The sequence below is a fragment of the Aliikangiella litoralis genome (genome assembly GCF_052495765.1).
In genome coordinates this window covers 4,847,628-4,865,936 of record NZ_CP199292.1, presented here as the reverse complement: position 1 = coordinate 4,865,936, position 18,309 = coordinate 4,847,628, and the positions used below count along the sequence as shown (strand labels likewise).

The following is an 18,309-nucleotide window of genomic DNA, read 5'->3' as shown; positions in this document are numbered from 1 at the left end:
AATCGTGCTTAAATTATTACTTAAACTTTGTTAGTATTCGAGCAAATTAAAACTAATTTGCTAACGCTGTGAAAAATAAATTATCAGAAATACGTATTGTGTTATTAAACACCTATCATCCTGGCAATATTGGTGCTGCTGCTCGAGCTATGAAAACGATGGGAATGAATGAACTATTCCTTGTTAATCCCTGTGCTTTTCCTAATGATGATGCAACTAGCCGAGCGGCAGGAGCTGTGGAGCTTTTAGAACAAGCAACTATTGTTGGTTCACTTGAAAATGCGATTGCTGATTGTACTCAAGTATTTGCTACCAGTGCTCGTCAAACGCACACTTTTTCTCGGCCTCAAAAATCAGCAGAACAAGCCGCTCAATGGATAAAAAAGAATAACGCAGAAAAAGTAGCAATTGTTTTTGGTGGTGAAAGAGATGGTATGAGTGCTCATGAGTTGAGCTTATGTCAACAAATTTTATTTGTTCCTGGAAACCCTGATTATAGCATTTTAAATGTGGCTGCCGCCGTACAAATTGTTTGCTATGAGTTGTTTAAGGCGGTAGGGCAGAAAAATACTGTGATAGTTGATTCGAATCAAGGTATGTCAGTTTTTGCTACACAACAAGCGTTGAATTATTTTTATAGCTACTTAGAGTCAGAGCTAAAAAATCGTCACTATATAAGAGAAGAACAAAATACTGATACATTAAAAAAATTGAGAACCTTTATTAATCGAGCGCAGCCTTCGGCTAAAGATATTGGGTTATTACAAGGTATGATAAAAGCTTTAAGTAGAGGTAGCTCTGATTAAATATTTGAAATGAACTAAAGTTTTAAAGCTTTGTTAAATAATAGTGGAAAAATATTACGATTTAAAATAAAATAGGTTTTGCACATCTAGCATTTTGCTAGTAATTTGGAGGTGCATCATGAACATCAATCTATCAATTCACAATTTCTTTTCTTGAGCTAACAAGACAAAGAACTTTCTGTCGGAAATATAAATGGCGCAGATATATTTTGTGTTTGCGTGAGTTTCTTGTATTTAAAAATTATGTTCTATCTTTCTTAGATTAAGATTGAATGAATTTTTGAAAGATATAATTTTTAATAATTAATTTAAACACGAATCAATTTATTCTTGATGTAATGTTTTGTCGAGGTTTTGTCGATGATTTTAAATCAAATATGCTTTTAGTATTTTAAATACATAACCCCTATTAACAGTTTTTCTTTTTTATAACTGCCTGAGTTTGTAGTGAGCGTATTTGTTCGCCTTTAAAAAAGAGGGTTGTAATTAAGTTTGTCCTTTAGGTAAAGATATATTTTTCAGATGAATTAACTGAAAAGTAAGGAGTAAGTATTATGAAATTTAAATCAAGTCCAGTTGAAGCTCACCGTGAAGTGCCATTAGCCGACAATGGGCAATTAGAGAGGGTGATTGATGTTTGGAAAAAACAAGACCATCATAGAGCTTCATCGGTTAATAAAAATCAATGTTATATTTTGTCTATTGTTACAGAGTCTACTGCTAATAAAAATAATAAGCTCAGTGAAATCTTAGGTTTGGTCAGTAGCCTTGGTGATGACGTCGTTGGTCAACAAACTTATCAATTAAAAAGAGCTAATCCTAAAACATTAGTGGGTCAAGGTGTTTTAGTTGAAGTTGCTATTGAAGCAAAAAATAAGGGCGCAAATTTGCTTGTGGTTGATGCCCCGCTAAGTCCGTCACAAATGAGAAATATAGAGTTTTTAACTGGGCTTTCTATTAGTGATCGCGAAGCAATTATACTTAATGTTTTTATGTCGCATGCTAAAACTCGAGCTGCAAAAAGCCAAGTGGAAATTGCACAGCTTGAATATCTTCGACCTAGAATTAGAGGGATTGGCTTAAACATGGATCAGCAGACTGGTGGTATTAATTGTGGTAAAGGTGCTGGAGAAACAGCTTCTGAACTAATTGCTCGCCAAATGGATAAGCGTTTACTGATCTTGAAAAAGTACCTGCGTCAACAAAAACAAGCTGGTAAAAATCAAAGGAAGTCTCGAATAAAATGTAAAAAAGTGGCATTGGTCGGATATACAAATGCAGGAAAAACTTCCTTGATGAATTCGCTGACAAATACTAATCTCTCAGCTAAAAACTTACCATTTGAAACACTTGATACAACAACTCGAAGGTTAAAGAATGATAGAGGTGGACATTTGTTATTGAGTGATACAGTTGGTTTTATTCGAGATTTACCTGAAAAATTATTAGTAAGTTTTGAGTCTACCTTGGCTGAAATACTAGAAGCAAACCTGTTGCTTATTGTCGTTGATTTGTCTGATGATGAATGTAAAATGCATATGCAAACAGTAGAATCTATGCTCGCTAAATTAAACGCGGATAAAAAAACAAGACTTTATATACTGAATAAATCTGATCAGTTTGAGTTTCCTGTAGATGAAAGTGATAGTCAAGAACAGCCCTGTTTAAGAAAAAAAACGATTGACACTCATGCGGCGGACTTACTAAGTATAGTTGGTAATCATCCGTATGTTATAGTGAGCACCCATTCTAAAGCTGATATTAAAAGGCTAGGAGATGTTATTGTTTCTAAAGCCTACTCAACACTGAAAGTTAAAAAGATCTTTGTACCTCATCATAATACAAAAGCAATCTCAATGATTTTTTCTGGTTCAAAAGTTTTAAGCGCTGATTCTAGTGAGCTGGGAACGTTGTTTATCATTGAGGCCAGTAAAGCGACGATTAAACGTATTATGAATTTTTTAAGTAGGTGATAAAATGAAAAAAAATAGACAATTAAAATATGACTTGGTCGATGCAAGAAATATAGATATTATTTCCAATAGTGGCAGAATGTTATTTAGACAACTTAATATTAATATATCTTATGAAAAAGTTGCGCTTATTGGTCGCAATGGTGTTGGAAAGTCGACTTTGCTTGATGTGCTTGCTAATGTGAGAGAACCTGATAAGGGCGTTATATATTCAACTAAAAGTATATTGTTGGTCAATCAAGAGTTGCAATCTTATGATGGTTCGGCTTGTGATAGTTTTAGTAATTCAGATTATATGGATGAATTATTTTTAAATCTAAACCTGTTTCAAATGAATATTGATTCAGAGTTGAAAAGTATTGGGCTTAGAACATTTTCAGAACTTTATTACGGTGCTGGTTTTAGTGGTGGTGAATTAAGAAAATTAAATTTATTAAATGCTAAGCTAAGAAACTCTGACTTGTTATTGCTTGATGAACCAACCGAAGCGCTTGATAAGCGGGGAGTTATATGGCTGATTGAGTGGTTGTCTAGCTGCAATAAAGGGGTGATTGTCGTATCTCACGATACAAGGTTACTTAATTGTTTTCGAAAATTTTGGGTTGTTACTGAATCAGGAGGACAATATTATCAATGCTCTTATTCCGAATTAAAAAAGCATCGAGATATTAAACAGCTTGAAGCTCAAAAAAAATATGAGAGAAAAATTAATTCACTCAATATTGAAGAGTTTAAGAATAAGCAAATTAACTATCGTAGAGTGCAGAAAATAAATCGAGGAAGGCTTAGTGAGTTAGATAGAATGACACCTCGTATGCGTCTTAATGCAAAAAAAGGTTATGCTCAAGAAAGCCAAGCGAGAGTAGCTCAAGTTCGTCATGCTAAAATTTCTCAACAGAGAAATTATGTACAAGCATATAGGAGGAAGCTTTTTATAGAGTTGCCATTAACGCCAAATTTACCAACACAGTATAAGCAAAGTAATCTGTTATTTTTTAAATTACGTAATACGAGTTTATCTTTTGGTAATAACCATTTATTTAATAATTTAAATTTATCTATCTATAAAGAGCGTCTAGCGATAGTGGGACCAAATGGCTCAGGAAAAAGCAGTTTACTAAGACTCTTGTTAAAAGAATTAGAACCTACATCTGGTTTGGTTGAGTCACATTTAGAGCGTGTAGGTTATATATTGCAATCTGCAAAAAATTGGAAACTGTCAGAAAGTTTAGTTAGCTATTTATATAGGCAATCAAAATTAATAACAATGGAGGAAGTTGCTGGAATATTAACCAAACATCAATTCCCCTTAGCCTTGGCTAAACGGCAGTTATCGACACTAAGCCCTGGTGAACGAACCAGAGCTGCACTGATTGCTATTTTTGCAAAACAGCCGAGTATTCAATTTTTAATTTTGGATGAGCCGACTTATAGTTTAGATCGTATGGCTAAAAAATCTATTGTTTCTTTGTTAAATAAGTGGCATGGAGGACTGTTAATTAGTGGACATGATGATTGTTTTTTAGACAGTATTGGTATCAATCGATATATAAAGCTAGGTAGTTTTGGATAACTACAAATAATAGCTAACAATTGTTAGCTATTATCCATTTTATTGCTTGTTTAGGGATTAAATTAGATTAATAAAAAGAATATTACTGTTTAATAAATGGTCAATTTTTAATTTTGTACTATAATTAATATGCAACTTGATTATTGTTTAGGGGGGGACCTAGTTATTCTTTTTGAATTTATTGAAGTGTTATGAAATGTTAATTATTGCATATTGATTTTGACATATGCGATGAGTGTGTGTAGAGTACAACTTGTATGGTTCACTTTTATAAAGCTATTCAAATAGATTCTTCACATTAAGCTTTAAATAGAGTGAGTTCTAAATTAAAATATTTTGTTGATTGTAATAAATCAGTAGTCTAAATATAAATGCCTTCTAATTGATTTTACAGTCAGTTATTCAAATCATTTTTTACGTAAAAGCTGTTTTTATAAGTGTTCTAGATAAATGGACAAATGTGATTGTTAGTTTGTTGCTAATCCTTTGTTCAGCATTTGAAAGTTATTATTGTTTGTGTAAGTTCAATTCTGTAAGCCTCTAATAAATTTTTATTAATTTGTTAAATAACTATGGAGAGAAACTAATGGCCACAATATTAGAGTTTAAATTACCTAAGAAGGCAAAGGTATCTGCCTCTTATAGTGACACAATTATATCTTCTAGTACTGATGATTTAATGCTTATTATTCATCATGCACTTCATGGCACTAATCAAGATTGTCGACCTAAAAATTTAGAACTGGCAGCTCAATTGCTCGATGAACTTTCTCATCATATAAAAAACAATGATGAAAGTGAGCATTTAATATTAAGTCGACAATCATCTAGGGCGGTTGTTGAACGTTATCCTGAAATGCAAGCAAAGGTAACTTACACGGGTAACTAGATTTTTTGATAGTTTATAATAACACTCTATGTAAACAGGTAGTAATTTAACTGCCTGTTTCAGTTATTAATTTTTTGAGAGTCGATTGACTATACGAAGTTATATTTTTGTTCTCATAGCGGAAAAAATTTATTTGAGCAATATATAACTCGCACTGAATAACTAAACTTTTAATAAAGGTTATAAGAATAAAATATTAATATTTTTTATTCTTTAGGCAGTAACTCTTCTGCTAAATCACCTAATTGCTGTTTGATTGCCTGATTATCTAAGTTATCCAGATGACCTAATATACTAACAATTCTAGATGCAGTTTCTGCATTAGCTTGTTTTTTTTGCTCTGATGTTTGAGCTTGTAGTATTTGTTTTTGGTACTCAGTGTCAGAGTTGTTTTTTCCTTTGACTAAAGTTTCGAGAGCATCTACTAGTCTTTGTAGTAAACGGTAGACGACTTTAGAAGAAAAACCACCCAGCATAGCAATCGTTGGTTTGCCAAAATTTTTCATTGCGCCTTCTTCAAAAAAACTTGGAGGGAGTAATTCAACCAAAATGATGCCAGCAATTATGCCTAAAATCATACCAGACCAATAACTAGAGTTATAACGCGGATCGTAGGTAGTTTTTGAAACATAAGTGTTGGCTAAAAATAAAGCAGAAAAAGAAGCACCTAGTCCAGCTGAACATAGCAAAAAAAGCTGGTTTAAAAATAAAGTGCTGTTAGCCGAATTAAGCAAACCCAACCTGATATTATCCGTGTTTACACTTGCATGCAATGAGGTGAGTATTAAAAGTATCAAGAAAACTAAGGATGTAATTGATAGTTGGCGAATTAAAGGTACAGGACCTAAAAAGTAAAATAAAGGCTGCCGACTTCGTTCATTGTCTAATAAAGTAATGGTACGTGGTGTTGCTGGATAAACTATTCGTGATAACTTCTGATGAACGGAAGTTAATTCTTTTATTTCATCTTCTCCGCTGATATTATCGTTATCCTGATTTAATAATCTGCACAAATTATCAACGATAGTTGGTTCAACTTCTAATCCATTAGAAAGAGAGTACTGAATCATTGCTTTACATTGTTTAACTAATTCAGAAGTAATCTGATGAGAAGACTCAATGAGTTTAGAGTTGCCTTCTAGTTTAATCTTACTATCCCGACTTTGCATATTTTTAAGGCCATGCAATGATGGTTTCGGTTCGTTTTCGAGAGTTTTCATTGAGATCACGCCTCTTAAAGCTAATTGTTACAAGCAGCAACAATAACAAAAATGGAATTAACCTAGTTTTGTTATATAGATAAGCTTTGTTGATAAATTATCTTTCTAATCGTTATCTTTTTACTAAGCTTGAAATCGCAACACTCCCTTAACCCAATTAAACATTAGGTTAAACTCTATCGCTAATCAACTATAAATTGGATTAAATCTCTTTAAACAATAAAGCGTGTTGAAAACGATATATACAGTTTTATCAAAAAGCGTGCTTGCAAAAAATTACTTGGTTGTGAAAACTCTCCGCTGATTATTGTTGGGTGTTTTGTATTAGGCGCTTTGCTGAAATATTTGTTTTTAATCGCTACACCCATGTATCTCTTTTTGAGTTAATAGGGGGTTATTCTACAAAAAAAGTTTAATTAGTGATTAGTTTAAAGTATAAGTTTACTAAAATGAGATTTTTCAAAGTGCTAACTCTGGAACTAGCAAATTGAAAAATTGCTAAGTTAAAAAGTAAGCAACAACTAAGCGGTTAAATATTTTAAAGTGGAAATGGGAAAGTATTCCCTTATTGATGAGGAGATAGATAAGAAAATGAATATTTATGATTTTGTTGGCGAAGAAATGGATGATCCTATTCAAAGCAACAATAATATTGGTGATTTACGTAATTTATGGCACAAAGTTCAAAAACAGCGTTTGAAAAATCGAATATTGCGTAGTACGAGTGGAAAAATGATACAGCACACGTTGCTTTATTATGTACCTGGTTTAACAACGTATTGTGGTATGAGAGGGCTTCCAGTTATTACTGGTTATATGAGCGGTTGTTATTTATTCCGTTATCGCAGTCGTGGGGAGCTTCGTGCTGCTCATGTCGGTACTCATGACACGAATAAAGAGTGGAACGATAAAGCTAAAGATGCCTGGAAGTCACTGACTCGTCAAAGACATATCACAGATATTTGGGGATTTGATCCACTTAAAGATGTATCGATGAAATTATTGATGGATGCTCAAAAAATTGGAGCACCTCAAGTCATGGGGATTTGGGATGGAAATGGAAGCGCAAGAATTGCTGTTATGGCAAATCCTCGTGGTAGAGCGGGTAAAAAAGTACTAGTTGGTATCGAAGCCGCACCACTTCGCGCATGGGCATCGATTCAAAACGATCCAAAAATGCAATAATCTTAAATAACCTGAATTCTTTTATTTCGAGTTCAGGTTTAGCCTTTTTTTGTTATTTGTATTCCAATATTTAATATCTCAATTTAGGGTTTGGAATCAATCTTTGAATCGATTAAAATTATTGCAACAGGAGTTATTAAAGATTTAATACATTTTGTCTAGGAGATTGACATGCCATCATGGGCTCAAATTCGCGCAGCAACCCGTTCCATTCGACACCCTAATTCAAAGATTCCGTTTTTTCGCGATAATGTTCATGGGGTTTTAAAGTCACAAATTCTCGGACTATTTAAGGCTGAAAATTTTTGTTATGCGACTTATAGTGCAGGCCGTACACCCACGCTTTATTTTGCTCAAAATAGAGATCTGCAAAATGGGTCCCCCTGTGGGCGCCTTAGAACAACTCATCCAAATGGGCCGCTGATTGATTATACGACAACCAATAAAACCCATCGTTTTTTTCCAAATGTTGGTGCAAGGAATGTTGGTTATAACCTATTAGCCAATGGTGTTGCACCGCCTGCTGCATTTTTAGCGATGAATGCGGTTCCTATTGTTGGTCATTGTCATGTTGAATTTACTAATGTGGGAGGTATGGTTCGCCGTCGTCATCGTTCTGGTGGTTTGGTACGTTTAGGGCCTGTACCAACGACAGCGCAAATCAAAAAAATTATCGAACGAATGTTTATATCGGGTTGCGCAATTAAGGTCAATGGCCATGTAGCCGGAGGTTTTAATCTTTCACCACCTCGTATTATTGGACCATTACCTCATTGGGGAGCTTCTTTAGATCTTGGTCCTTATTTAGCGAGCTTATAAAATTAGGTATAGAATATATCAAGGTTAACTTTAATGAGAACAAAAATGTTTTTTTAAGAAAGCCATTTTTGTTCAGGATGAACGGTTGAAGTTTCACTTTAACTTAACAGCTCTCATTATTTCTTTAAATTCAACATTATTTCTGAGTGATGAAAATTCTGGAAATATAAACGCTGTTGGAAGCATCATGTGTTTTTGATTTTTAGCGAGTTTTAGCTGTTTTAATGCATTCTGATAATCTTGAATACGAGCATATGCTAGAGCGATAAAAAAGTGATTGGGCTCTGCCTTATTTAACTGATGTTGTAAGTCCCATCGATAGTAATCATTAAGCGCTTTTTTTGCAGAAATGTGTTTAAATTGTTGAATTGTTTTATGAGATGCTTTGTTGATACGTAGTAGCTCTTTTATATGAGTGATAACAGTATTATCTAGGCCTATTGCTGAAGCTGCCTGAATAGTGCATTGATGACCCGCTGTCCAATTAGGTTCAAGTTGTACACTGGCCTCACAATGTTTTAGTGCTTGAGTTAAATCTCCGGCTAAATAAAACATCCAACCTGCATGGGAGTTAACTTGAGTGACTCCCGGATCAACTGTTAGTGAGCGATTGATAGCATCAATTGCTCTTTCCATATCTCCCATAATAGACGTTGTAAGAGATAAATAGTGTAGCGCTCTTACATGTTGTGGATTGATAGTTAATAGATGTTCAGCCATTTTATGGGCTTCGTTAATATCCCAATAATTACAAAAGGTTAATGCAAGTCTAATGAGTAACGCCATTTCATTTGTGCTATCAAGCGCTAACGCTTTTTCGATATGACTCTCAATAAGGGCAGCTTTTTTTCCTAAAAAATACAACGAAAAAGCAATGCTTGCATGAGCTGCTGCAAAGTTTGGGTCTTCTACAAGTGCTAATTTATAGATAGGGAGACTACGCTCAATACTTTCCTTGGTATATTGTTTTCGTAAATATTCTGCGCGTTTAAAATCCATTAAAGCATTGCTGATTTTATTTTGAGGTTTACCATTGTTGGTGCTTAATACAAACAATATTCCTGATAAAAATAATAGCGCTATAAGCCAAAAAAAACTTCTTTTAATTGAGTAATATTTATTGAGCTTCTTTCGAAGTGGCAGTTTTTGGAATGGTAGTAATTTAAATCTGTAACCCCGCTTAGGTATCGTTTCTAGGAATTGTGGTGTTTGAGGACTATCTTGCAACGCAGTGCGTAATTTATTAATGCAAAAGTTTAGGTTTTGATCAAATACACCATGACGTCCTGGCCATAGGTGCTCTTGTATCTCTTCTCGAGTTACAATTCGATTAGCATTAGAGAGTAAATAAGCAAGTAACTCAGAGGGCTGAGGTTGTAGTAATACTGGTTCACCTTCTGCCCTCAACTCCAGTGATTGAGTGCAAAATGTAAACTTACCAAATCGCATAATTGTACTTTCATTCATAAATCAACAAGTTATCATCAGCTAATAAATTTCTAATAAATTTTTAATAGATTATATATGGTTTGCATCATTCGTGTTAGGCACTCTAGGTATTAAATTTTGCAATACAGTTTACATAGAGTAATTGATTAAATGGCTTTTTATTTATCTGCCTAAAACGAAAATATTAGCTATTTTATCAACAAAAAACTGAAGGGTTGTGAGTGTATATTTTTTTTAATGTTGGTGTCGTAAATATATTAAAAGTGAATATCTCGTTTTGGAGTGATAGAACAACATACTTGCTTCAGGTAACTGTATTTAATGGAGTGATATGAAAATACTTTCATGTTTGCTTTATCTTTTTTGAATGTTTTTTTAGTTGTATTCATCAAAGGCAAAATTTTAGAAAAACGCTAATTAAAATACGGCGTCGTAATTCAATTAACTAAACTATTGGAGAACCAAAATGAAAAACAAATTAAAAAAAATATCTCTATCTAGTACTTTACTTTTTATGTCGAGTCAAGTTTTTGCTCTTTGTACTGCAACAGAATGCAATGGCAGAGATCCAGTTGATTGGGGCTGTTATGCTGATGCTCAAACTGTTTCGAGTGAAAATATTAAAGACTCTGTGACCCATAATGTATTAGGCTATGTTGAGCATCGTTATTCAGCTGCTTGTAAAGCTGCCTGGTCAAGAACCACTAGTTATGTTGGAGCACAAAACCTTTCTTCGTGGTTAAGAAATTCCAGTGACAAAACTATATTTGATACTTACTATGGGCTTAGAAATACAACATGGTCTTATGGTGATATGTGGGGAAGTTTCCCCAATAAAGCCTGCGGAAATGTACGACTTTCAAGCAATAATAGCTGGGGGGTAGCATGCACTGGTTACTACCAGAACTAGAGAGACACCTTTTAAGTTAAAAGATAGAGTAAAAAGCAATAGAGGATGATAACAAATACTTTTATTTAACCTGAAAAATTTGAAAGTCTACATTGCTAATGTGTGTTTACATGAAAGACAATACTTATTCTCTTAACTTAGTCAAAAATTGATTCTTTCTTAATAGCAAGTCGGATTAAACTCTCACTAAGAGAGCCCGACTTGTTATAATAAATATCTTATATGCATGAAAAACATAAACCTTATATTTTAAAAAGCACTCAAATTTGTTCTTTCTTAATATAGTCCCCATTATCAGGCTCTAAATACATGCTAATTTGATGTTATTTATTAAAGTATTATTTAATGCCCGTAGTATAATCAACTGCTCCAATCTCTTCTGTCCCTATGCAATTATCAATTTGATCACAGGCATTTATACATTGACTTACAAAAACAGGCATTAAAATAAAGCCTGTAATTAGCGAGGTGGCAATACCTAAATAAGGAATGACGCCTCCAACGGTTAAAATTGCGATGAAAAGCCCTATCTTTTCTGGTAGAGCTATTGGTGTTTTTTTTGTCTCAGCGAGAGCATTTAAATCTTTAGGTAGTTGAGCAAAAACTTTAAAAACCCAATATAAAGCAAAAATAGGAATAAACAAAAAGCCAACTGCTTTTCCTGGAGAGTCTATTGAGGGCTCCAATCCATTTAGTCTTGAATTTTCTATTGTAAAGCGCCATAAACGATAAAGTAAAATTAATAAAAGAATATTAGCTGTAAGCAATAACACTAACCCCAAAGCTAGTACAGCAATGCCTGTATTGGTATATCGATAGCCTGCGGTTAATAATATACTGCCAACTAACAGTATAAATAAACCTAAATAGAGACATATTAGATAGGTTTTTGTGCTACCTATTTTTGATGATTGATCGCTTTGATTGGCTAAAGTAGATTTTTGAGTGAGAGCAACTATTCCATAAACAAAAATAGCAGAGCCAATAATATTAAGGAAAAAGCTTAATAGTCCTAAAACTTGATAATTGACTTCTCTGATTTCAAGGCCAAAAGAATCATAAGCAAATGTAAATATTCGCCACATTAAGGAGCCAATAAAATGAATAATAAAGCTGAGTGAAATAAGTTTTCCGGCTTTTTGGGGAATTTGTACGTAGCAAAAAACGGCTAAGCCAAGATAAATGACTGAATAGCTCCATTCTTGGATTATATTCATTATTTCCATGATTATTTCCTCTGATTAATCGAATAAATTGTTTGGGATCGTTTTTTCATTATTGAGCTACAATATTGGTTATTATTATTTTTGTATTGGTTTAAAATTCAAGTGATGAAAGTCAAAACTAAAATCAGTTCTTGGATCAAACGCTTTCATTTTTAACTGAGTTATTCTTCCGTTTTCATCGATATTAAATATCAAGTATGCATCAGCAAAAAGGCTCCGATTATCCCACTCGACAATAAAGGCGTTATATTGGAAATGTTTTATTTTACCGGTTAAACCAGGACTTCTCTCTGAGTTAAAATAAAGTTTATCGTTTAATAGTTGAATGCTGATTTTTCCATACCACTCATCAACATAAGTTTGAGCATAGGACTTTAAAGGTAGACTATGTTGTGCTTTTATATTTCTAGAGTTCCATATAGCCTGCATTTTTTCTTCAGCGTCTGTGGATTTTTTATGTGAAAGGTTAACATAATCTTGATAACTTCGTTTGGCCTTGCTCTTTAATAACCCTTGTAAGATTTGTGAAATAATTGCATTTCGCGCATAGCCATTTTGTTGGTTAGTAAATACCAATATACCAATTTCTTTTTCAGGCACTAATAACATAGAGGTTAGCATGCCACCTAACGCACCAGTATGTGCAATTATCTGATGTTTCATTGATTCGTAAATCGTCCAGCCAAGCGCGTAATGACGAATATTTATTGGGCTATTCGGCTTTTGTTCGAAGCGGTTTCCTATAATGGTCTTTGGTGACCACATTTCTTGATGGTTAGTTAAACTGATTAATGGGTTACCATTTGGTAGCTTACCATAAGCAAGCTGCATCTTAAGCCACTTAACCATATCATTGATACTACAATTAACACCACCAGCAGGTGCAGTTAATTCGTGGCTTTCATAAGGATAGGGTGAATAGTTGCCATTAACGTATACGTAAGGTGTAGCTTGATTCGCTCTTTTGGAGACTTTAGTGTGGGCTCCACGACAATGTTTCATGCCTAGTGGTTCGAAAAGGCGCTTTTCAACAAAGTTTGTCCAACTCATACCTGAAACTCGAGCAGCTATTTCTCCTGCCAGTAAATACATTAAATTGTCATAAGCATATTCAGAGCGAAAGCTACTCACTGGTTTTATCGTTGCTAAAGCTTTGAAAACATCTTTTAAAGAGGTATTTTCACTATCTGGAAATAGTAGTAAGTCTCCAGCACCTAAAGGCAAACCACTTCTGTGCGTGAGTAAGTCGATGATAGTAAATTCACGGGTAACGTAAGGATCATACAGTTGAAACTCGGGTAGATAATCAATAACTTTATCATTCCAGTCCAACTTACCTTCATCAACTAGTAAGGCTAATGACGCCGCAGTCATTGATTTTGAATTAGAGGCTATTTGAAAAAGTGTATCTGCCGTTACCTTTTTATTTTTTTTTATATTTCTTAAGCCATATCCTTTAGCAAGCAGTGTTTTATTGCCTTTTACAATAGCAACAGCAATACCGGGTACATTAAAATCTTTTCTGGCTTGATTGACAAGCTTATCAATCTCAAGTTCGCTCATTGGAGCAAAATCTTTAGCGGATAAAGTTAGTGAGAGTGTCAAAAAGAGGAAGAGTTGCAATTTATAGAAGAGAGTCAGTTTCATTTTATTCTCTTTAAATAGTATGGTTTTTAATATTTTGAACGTGAGTAAAAGAATATACCGTTAGGTTAATTGATTAGCAATATTAATTGCCTGTTACTTAGTCAAATTAGCTATGTTTATTGGCTAATAAACAATATAGAACAAGATAACAAAAACAATAAAAGGCAACTCAAAATTTCAAGATAAACTGAAAATAGATAGTCGTTATTTTAGTTTTGGTTAAAAACTCACTCAATGATAATTTATTAATTAAAGTGTTACTTTTTTAATCTATTGATGAAGAACAATAAGCATTTTAAGAACATATGAGTTAATAGTTGTTAGATTGATGTTTGCAGTAATCTAAACTCGAAAATCACTTATTTTAAGTTTAAACAGGAGTTTACGCGAATGAAATATCAAGTAAAAAAAGAAATCAGACATTGGTTTTCAACTTTAATTTTTATAATACTATTCTTTTTACCACAAGCTTATGCTGCTGAAGAATTAGGAACTAAGCGGGGAATATTTCTGCCTTTTGATACCGGACAAACCTGGTATGTTTGTCAAGGTTATAATACACCAAATCCCTCTCCAGAGGTCGATGCTTCTCATAATAATGATAATGGAGAAGATCCAGACTTTACTTACAGTTTAGATTTTAGTTTGCGAGCTGATAGTCCATCAGATGGCGGTTTGTGTAGTACTGGTACTGATACAGGTGTGAGTGATGAGTATATTTTTGCGCCTGGAGATGGTGTAATTGACGGGTTTCGTAATGGTGATTTCGGTGATGCGGTATGTTTATCATTGGATTCTGGAGGCAGTCTTTGGCTAGGCCACTTTAAGCCATATGTTGAAGAAAAACAACGAGTAAAAGCTTATCAAGTACTTGGTAAGTTCAATGTTGGTGATAAAGGTAATGGGAACAATGGTTATGCCCATATTCATATTAGTGCTTATACATCCTCAAATTGTACATCAGGAAATGCACCATTAGAAAACTTTGTTATTAATGGAAAAAATTATAATTTTAAATTATTTGGTGTGCCTAATCTCTCTGATTTGGAGCAAGCTAAAAAGCAATATCATGGTATGGCTATTAATAGTTCTTTTATTAGTAATAACTCAGTGATTGAGAGTGATCATGATGCAGGACAAAATCCATTAGTGGGTTGCGATGCTAACTCTAACCATAATGAAAATTACTTTGGTTTTTGTGCAGATGGTACACCAATTACTAGTGGTTTTCATTTCAAAACACCTCAATTGCCACCGTCAATGGATATTAATTCTGCTCGTTTATTATTGGCAGTTGATGGTCCCGGATACACGCCACTTAAATTAGAAATTAAGGCTCATAAAAGCAACACATCTAACGATTTTTCTAACCAAATGCCTCACCAGTATACCCCACTAACAACTCATTCGGCTCAATGGAATTTGGTTGGTCAATTACCATGGCATTTAGGAGACACTTGGGAGTCACCCGATCTCAAGCATATCACTCAAGAGCTGGTTGATGCTATCGGTTGGTCTAATACTTCTCCGCTTACTCTGATTGTTAACACACTTGGTGAGCTTGGTAATAATGGTGGTGAGTTTGGCCGTTCGCGGAGAGTGGTTGCTTCAGATAGAGAAGATATTATTATTCGTGGGAAAAAAATTAGTTATAACAAGATTCGACCTGCTCGCTTAGTGGTAACGAGTTTACCCAATAAGCCGCCTAAAGCTATCGCAAAAGCCTATTATAAAGAAGCAAAGAGAGTAAAAAGGTTATTATTAAGTGGTGCTAAAAGTTTCGATCCTGATGGTAAGGTTAAAACTTACTTATGGAAACAAGTAAGTGGAGAGCCTCTAATATTAAGCAGACCCAATCAAAAAAATGTGCGAGTTAAATTTCCGCCAGCTTATTCGGGTGATGTGGTTACTTTTAGATTGACCGTAACCGATGATAGTATTTATAAAGCTCAAGATTCTGCGCTTGTTACAGTTTGTATTGAGGTTTCTGCTTGTAGTTAGTCTATAAGTTGAGCAACTATAACTTAAACTGTTGCTCAACCGTTTTAATTGCTTCCTCTCCCAAACAAGTTGTTTTCTAAACCGTAGCCTAAATAATCCATTGAATTAATGCTGAATACTGCTGTCTGTGACAATTTAAAAAATTGCATGCAATACATCTTAAAAAACTCGAACTATTTTAATTTTATGGTTACTGAGTTAAAGACAAACAGTAATTAAAAGGATATAAAATGAAACCATATTATAGGTATTTTTTTGCAGTGATTATCTCAATAATCTCATTGCCAGTGCTTTCCGGTAGTAATATACCAAGTGGCTGGATACAAGCTGGCTCAAACAAAACAGATTACAATTTAGGTATTGACCGTAACAATGGAACAAGTGGTGGGAAATCTGCTTTTATTGAGTCAAAAGTTGACTCTCCAGAAGGTTTCTCTACCATGATGCAAAATGCAAGTGTTGCTGATTATAAAGGCAAAAGGATTAAAATGAGTACCTATGTTAGTACCGAGAATGTCAAAAACTGGTCTGGGGTATGGCTACGAATAGATAAAGGTTCTGATTCAGTGGCTTTTGACAATATGGGAAATAGAGGGATATCGGGAACTAATGATTGGAAACAATACTCGATTGTGCTTGATGTACCAGAAAGTGCAACCAGTATGTCATTTAGTGGACTTATCTTTGGTGAAGGTAAAATTTGGTTTGATAAGTTTGATTTTGAAGTGGTTGATAAAAGTGTGCCAGTTACTGATTTAATGAAAAGGGTTGAAACTAAACAACTTAAATGTTGTAGCGATAGAAGCTCATCTAAAATTATGTAAACAATGTCTGCAAGAACTTAATGAATTAAAAAGACTTAAGCTGACAATAAACAATTTTAGTGCACCTCCACTCTGCAGCAATTTTGATGAACGATTGCAACAACGGATTAGAAAAATTGAGAAAATGAAGTCATCAACTTGGCGTTGGCGTATTGCTGCTATGATAACCGTTTTCGCAATCATGTTAACTGTGTTTAATAATAACCGTACATCTGATTATGAACAAGTGCAGCTTGTTAAAGAAATACTTGATATTGGAAAACCATTGCTGAGTAATGATGAATTTATGAAAAACACACAAGTAATTTTAATTGATGACTGTCATAATGAAATTTATGTTGGCTTGTGTGGTTAGTAATTGTTGATTTAAAACTGATTTAAATTAATAGTTCTTTTTTATTGCTTTAGGACTAGTTATTCCTATCGAGCAACTGTAAACCGAAAGCTTGGGGCGATTTTTTTTGTAAATTTTCTAGAAATATTTCTTTCCAAGGCTCACTCAGTTTAAGCTCTGCAAACTCTTTCCAAGTCGGTATTTCTGTTCGATTAAAAAACCAAGAACGCCTATTTCTTAGTAATTGTATTAAGGTTTCTTGATTTAACTGTTTTAAACTATTGGCTATCTTCTTTTCATCTTTTGATGTGTTAAAGTAATAAATAGCGGAAAAAGCACCAGAACATTTAGCTTCATTTTCTAATGAAAGTGGGTTTTCTAACTTGCAGTATTGGTGTATTTGTTTCAATACCAATGTGAGGGCCTTTTCATGAGGGATTTTCAGCAGTTCGTCTTTTGCTCGCTCTACTTGCTTTAGTACTTTATGGCAAGCTTCATCAGTTTTTTTGCTACAAATTTCTATATTGGCAGAGTTGGGAAAGTCTTTGGCATTAGAGACTAAAAAGAAAGCACTAAGGAATTCTTCGTCTGAAGAAGCTGTTGACAATTTTTTGTTTTAATTTTCTGTACATGAGATTAGTAAAGAGAATATAGCCAAGACTGAAAGCAAGTAGAGAGTCGAATTATTATTCATTATGATCTCGCTAGGTATCTGTTTAGAATTTGTTTTTGGTTGGTATTGTGAATAGTTACGTATTCAAAGATTTTATTCGTTAAATTATACTTGTTCTATTTTTAGTTTGCCTGTAGTATTTTTGAACTAGGAGTTTAAAAAGTGCGCCTATATTTGATATTTTAATCTCATTTTGAGGTGGGTTATTAATAAGGAGTTTTTTAATGCGGGCAATAAAACTGGATGTTGGAAATAAAACTATAGGCAAGGCATTAACTTGGGCGTACCCAGATGGAGCAAGTTTTGGAACATTTTTAATTCCTACCTATGAATTGACCGTTTCTGGTACTGATAATAATAATAAACAGAAAGAATCATTTGAAGTATTTCGTTTTGGTCTTCAGTGTAAAAAAGGTGGAACACCACGAGTTGTTGGGTTGGCAGACCAGCAAACCCACATTATTAAGGCATGGTTACCGTATTATACTGTCCATAGTACCCGTTCTCGTGAAAAAGGAGCTTGGCAAGTGTATGATAATTTTTTAATTCATGATGGGCCCGATGATCCTAAAAAAGAGGTTTATGCTTCTATAGGCTGTATTGAAGTCTGTAATGGCCCGCAAGGTTTTGACCAATTTAACGATTTTATTATTTCTCTTTCCGGCTCTAATAAAACAACAAGAGCATCTCAATTAGTTGAAATTGGTAGCTCGAAGAAAATAAGCATAACGTATCAAAGAGCGACTCGTCCTACTTATTCAAAAGCACCTTAAAATTTTG

General features: G+C 33.9%; 16 protein-coding genes. 11 read left to right on the top strand and 5 right to left on the bottom strand.

Features of this window, described 5'->3' with window-relative positions; translation table 11 throughout:
* Positions 1-68 precede the first annotated feature (68 nt).
* The 4 genes from ACT5E3_RS20215 (at position 69) to ACT5E3_RS20200 (ending at position 5,241) form a co-directional block, all read left to right on the top strand.
* Positions 69-806 (top strand): RNA methyltransferase, encoded by a 738-nt coding sequence (locus tag ACT5E3_RS20215; RefSeq protein ID WP_444995370.1) that lies wholly within the window; start codon positions 69-71, stop codon positions 804-806.
* Between the two features lie 554 nt (positions 807-1,360).
* On the top strand, positions 1,361-2,779 hold the full coding sequence (gene hflX, locus ACT5E3_RS20210; protein ID WP_444995369.1) for a GTPase HflX: 1,419 nt from the start codon (positions 1,361-1,363) through the stop codon (positions 2,777-2,779).
* Between the two features lie 4 nt (positions 2,780-2,783).
* A complete protein-coding gene (locus ACT5E3_RS20205; RefSeq protein ID WP_444995368.1) occupies positions 2,784-4,352 on the top strand; it encodes an ATP-binding cassette domain-containing protein in 1,569 nt (522 codons plus the stop codon).
* 586 nt (positions 4,353-4,938) lie between these two features.
* Complete coding sequence (locus tag ACT5E3_RS20200; protein WP_444995367.1) at positions 4,939-5,241, top strand: hypothetical protein; 303 nt, start codon at positions 4,939-4,941, stop codon at positions 5,239-5,241.
* A gap of 206 nt (positions 5,242-5,447) precedes the next feature.
* Here the strand turns inward: ACT5E3_RS20200 and ACT5E3_RS20195 are convergent, their stop codons facing one another.
* Complete coding sequence (locus ACT5E3_RS20195; protein ID WP_444995366.1) at positions 5,448-6,461, bottom strand: hypothetical protein; 1,014 nt, start codon at positions 6,459-6,461, stop codon at positions 5,448-5,450.
* A 591-nt stretch (positions 6,462-7,052) separates the two neighbouring features.
* Here ACT5E3_RS20195 and ACT5E3_RS20190 point away from each other — a divergent pair.
* Positions 7,053-7,646: a hypothetical protein gene (locus ACT5E3_RS20190; protein WP_444995365.1), complete on the top strand. Its 594-nt coding sequence runs from the start codon at positions 7,053-7,055 to the stop codon at positions 7,644-7,646.
* A 171-nt stretch (positions 7,647-7,817) separates the two neighbouring features.
* Positions 7,818-8,465, top strand: a complete 648-nt coding sequence (locus ACT5E3_RS20185) for a hypothetical protein (RefSeq protein ID WP_444995364.1) — start codon at positions 7,818-7,820, stop codon at positions 8,463-8,465.
* 93 nt (positions 8,466-8,558) lie between these two features.
* Here the strand turns inward: ACT5E3_RS20185 and ACT5E3_RS20180 are convergent, their stop codons facing one another.
* Entirely contained in the window at positions 8,559-9,932 is a 1,374-nt protein-coding gene (locus tag ACT5E3_RS20180; RefSeq protein ID WP_444995363.1) for a winged helix-turn-helix domain-containing protein, read from the bottom strand.
* A 448-nt stretch (positions 9,933-10,380) separates the two neighbouring features.
* Between ACT5E3_RS20180 and ACT5E3_RS20175 the strand changes: the two genes are divergently transcribed.
* Complete coding sequence (locus ACT5E3_RS20175; protein WP_444995362.1) at positions 10,381-10,824, top strand: DUF2690 domain-containing protein; 444 nt, start codon at positions 10,381-10,383, stop codon at positions 10,822-10,824.
* Between the two features lie 338 nt (positions 10,825-11,162).
* Here the strand turns inward: ACT5E3_RS20175 and ACT5E3_RS20170 are convergent, their stop codons facing one another.
* The gene (locus ACT5E3_RS20170) at positions 11,163-12,050 is read right to left on the bottom strand and encodes a hypothetical protein (RefSeq protein WP_444995361.1); all 888 of its coding nucleotides are present in this window, start codon (positions 12,048-12,050) and stop codon (positions 11,163-11,165) included.
* Between the two features lie 75 nt (positions 12,051-12,125).
* Positions 12,126-13,613, bottom strand: coding sequence for a serine hydrolase (locus ACT5E3_RS20165; RefSeq protein WP_444995360.1), 1,488 nt, complete (start codon positions 13,611-13,613; stop codon positions 12,126-12,128).
* 474 nt (positions 13,614-14,087) lie between these two features.
* Between ACT5E3_RS20165 and ACT5E3_RS20160 the strand changes: the two genes are divergently transcribed.
* From ACT5E3_RS20160 to ACT5E3_RS20150, 3 genes are all read left to right on the top strand, one after another.
* The gene (locus ACT5E3_RS20160) at positions 14,088-15,698 is read left to right on the top strand and encodes a PKD domain-containing protein (protein ID WP_444995359.1); all 1,611 of its coding nucleotides are present in this window, start codon (positions 14,088-14,090) and stop codon (positions 15,696-15,698) included.
* Positions 15,699-15,928: 230 nt separating this feature from the next.
* The gene (locus ACT5E3_RS20155; RefSeq protein ID WP_444995358.1) at positions 15,929-16,522 is read left to right on the top strand and encodes a hypothetical protein; all 594 of its coding nucleotides are present in this window, start codon (positions 15,929-15,931) and stop codon (positions 16,520-16,522) included.
* Positions 16,523-16,646: 124 nt separating this feature from the next.
* On the top strand, positions 16,647-16,877 hold the full coding sequence (locus ACT5E3_RS20150) for a hypothetical protein (RefSeq protein ID WP_444995357.1): 231 nt from the start codon (positions 16,647-16,649) through the stop codon (positions 16,875-16,877).
* 55 nt (positions 16,878-16,932) lie between these two features.
* Here the strand turns inward: ACT5E3_RS20150 and ACT5E3_RS20145 are convergent, their stop codons facing one another.
* Positions 16,933-17,463, bottom strand: coding sequence for a hypothetical protein (locus tag ACT5E3_RS20145; protein ID WP_444995356.1), 531 nt, complete (start codon positions 17,461-17,463; stop codon positions 16,933-16,935).
* Between the two features lie 290 nt (positions 17,464-17,753).
* Here ACT5E3_RS20145 and ACT5E3_RS20140 point away from each other — a divergent pair, with 290 nt between their 5' ends.
* Positions 17,754-18,302: a hypothetical protein gene (locus tag ACT5E3_RS20140; protein WP_444995355.1), complete on the top strand. Its 549-nt coding sequence runs from the start codon at positions 17,754-17,756 to the stop codon at positions 18,300-18,302.
* Positions 18,303-18,309: the final 7 nt, after the last annotated feature.

Excerpts from the sequence above, each read along its gene's own strand:
- hflX (WP_444995369.1), top strand. The coding sequence starts at position 1,361 with ATGAAATTTAAATCAAGTCCAGTTGAAGCTCACCGTGAAGTGCCATTA.
- ACT5E3_RS20205 (WP_444995368.1), top strand. The coding sequence starts at position 2,784 with ATGAAAAAAAATAGACAATTAAAATATGACTTGGTCGATGCAAGAAAT.
- ACT5E3_RS20200 (WP_444995367.1), top strand. The coding sequence starts at position 4,939 with ATGGCCACAATATTAGAGTTTAAATTACCTAAGAAGGCAAAGGTATCT.
- ACT5E3_RS20195 (WP_444995366.1), bottom strand. The coding sequence starts at position 6,461 with ATGAAAACTCTCGAAAACGAACCGAAACCATCATTGCATGGCCTTAAA.
- ACT5E3_RS20190 (WP_444995365.1), top strand. The coding sequence starts at position 7,053 with ATGAATATTTATGATTTTGTTGGCGAAGAAATGGATGATCCTATTCAA.
- ACT5E3_RS20185 (WP_444995364.1), top strand. The coding sequence starts at position 7,818 with ATGCCATCATGGGCTCAAATTCGCGCAGCAACCCGTTCCATTCGACAC.
- ACT5E3_RS20180 (WP_444995363.1), bottom strand. The coding sequence starts at position 9,932 with ATGAATGAAAGTACAATTATGCGATTTGGTAAGTTTACATTTTGCACT.
- ACT5E3_RS20175 (WP_444995362.1), top strand. The coding sequence starts at position 10,381 with ATGAAAAACAAATTAAAAAAAATATCTCTATCTAGTACTTTACTTTTT.
- ACT5E3_RS20170 (WP_444995361.1), bottom strand. The coding sequence starts at position 12,050 with ATGGAAATAATGAATATAATCCAAGAATGGAGCTATTCAGTCATTTAT.
- ACT5E3_RS20165 (WP_444995360.1), bottom strand. The coding sequence starts at position 13,613 with ATGAGCGAACTTGAGATTGATAAGCTTGTCAATCAAGCCAGAAAAGAT.
- ACT5E3_RS20160 (WP_444995359.1), top strand. The coding sequence starts at position 14,088 with ATGAAATATCAAGTAAAAAAAGAAATCAGACATTGGTTTTCAACTTTA.
- ACT5E3_RS20155 (WP_444995358.1), top strand. The coding sequence starts at position 15,929 with ATGAAACCATATTATAGGTATTTTTTTGCAGTGATTATCTCAATAATC.
- ACT5E3_RS20150 (WP_444995357.1), top strand. The coding sequence starts at position 16,647 with ATGAAGTCATCAACTTGGCGTTGGCGTATTGCTGCTATGATAACCGTT.
- ACT5E3_RS20140 (WP_444995355.1), top strand. The coding sequence starts at position 17,754 with ATGCGGGCAATAAAACTGGATGTTGGAAATAAAACTATAGGCAAGGCA.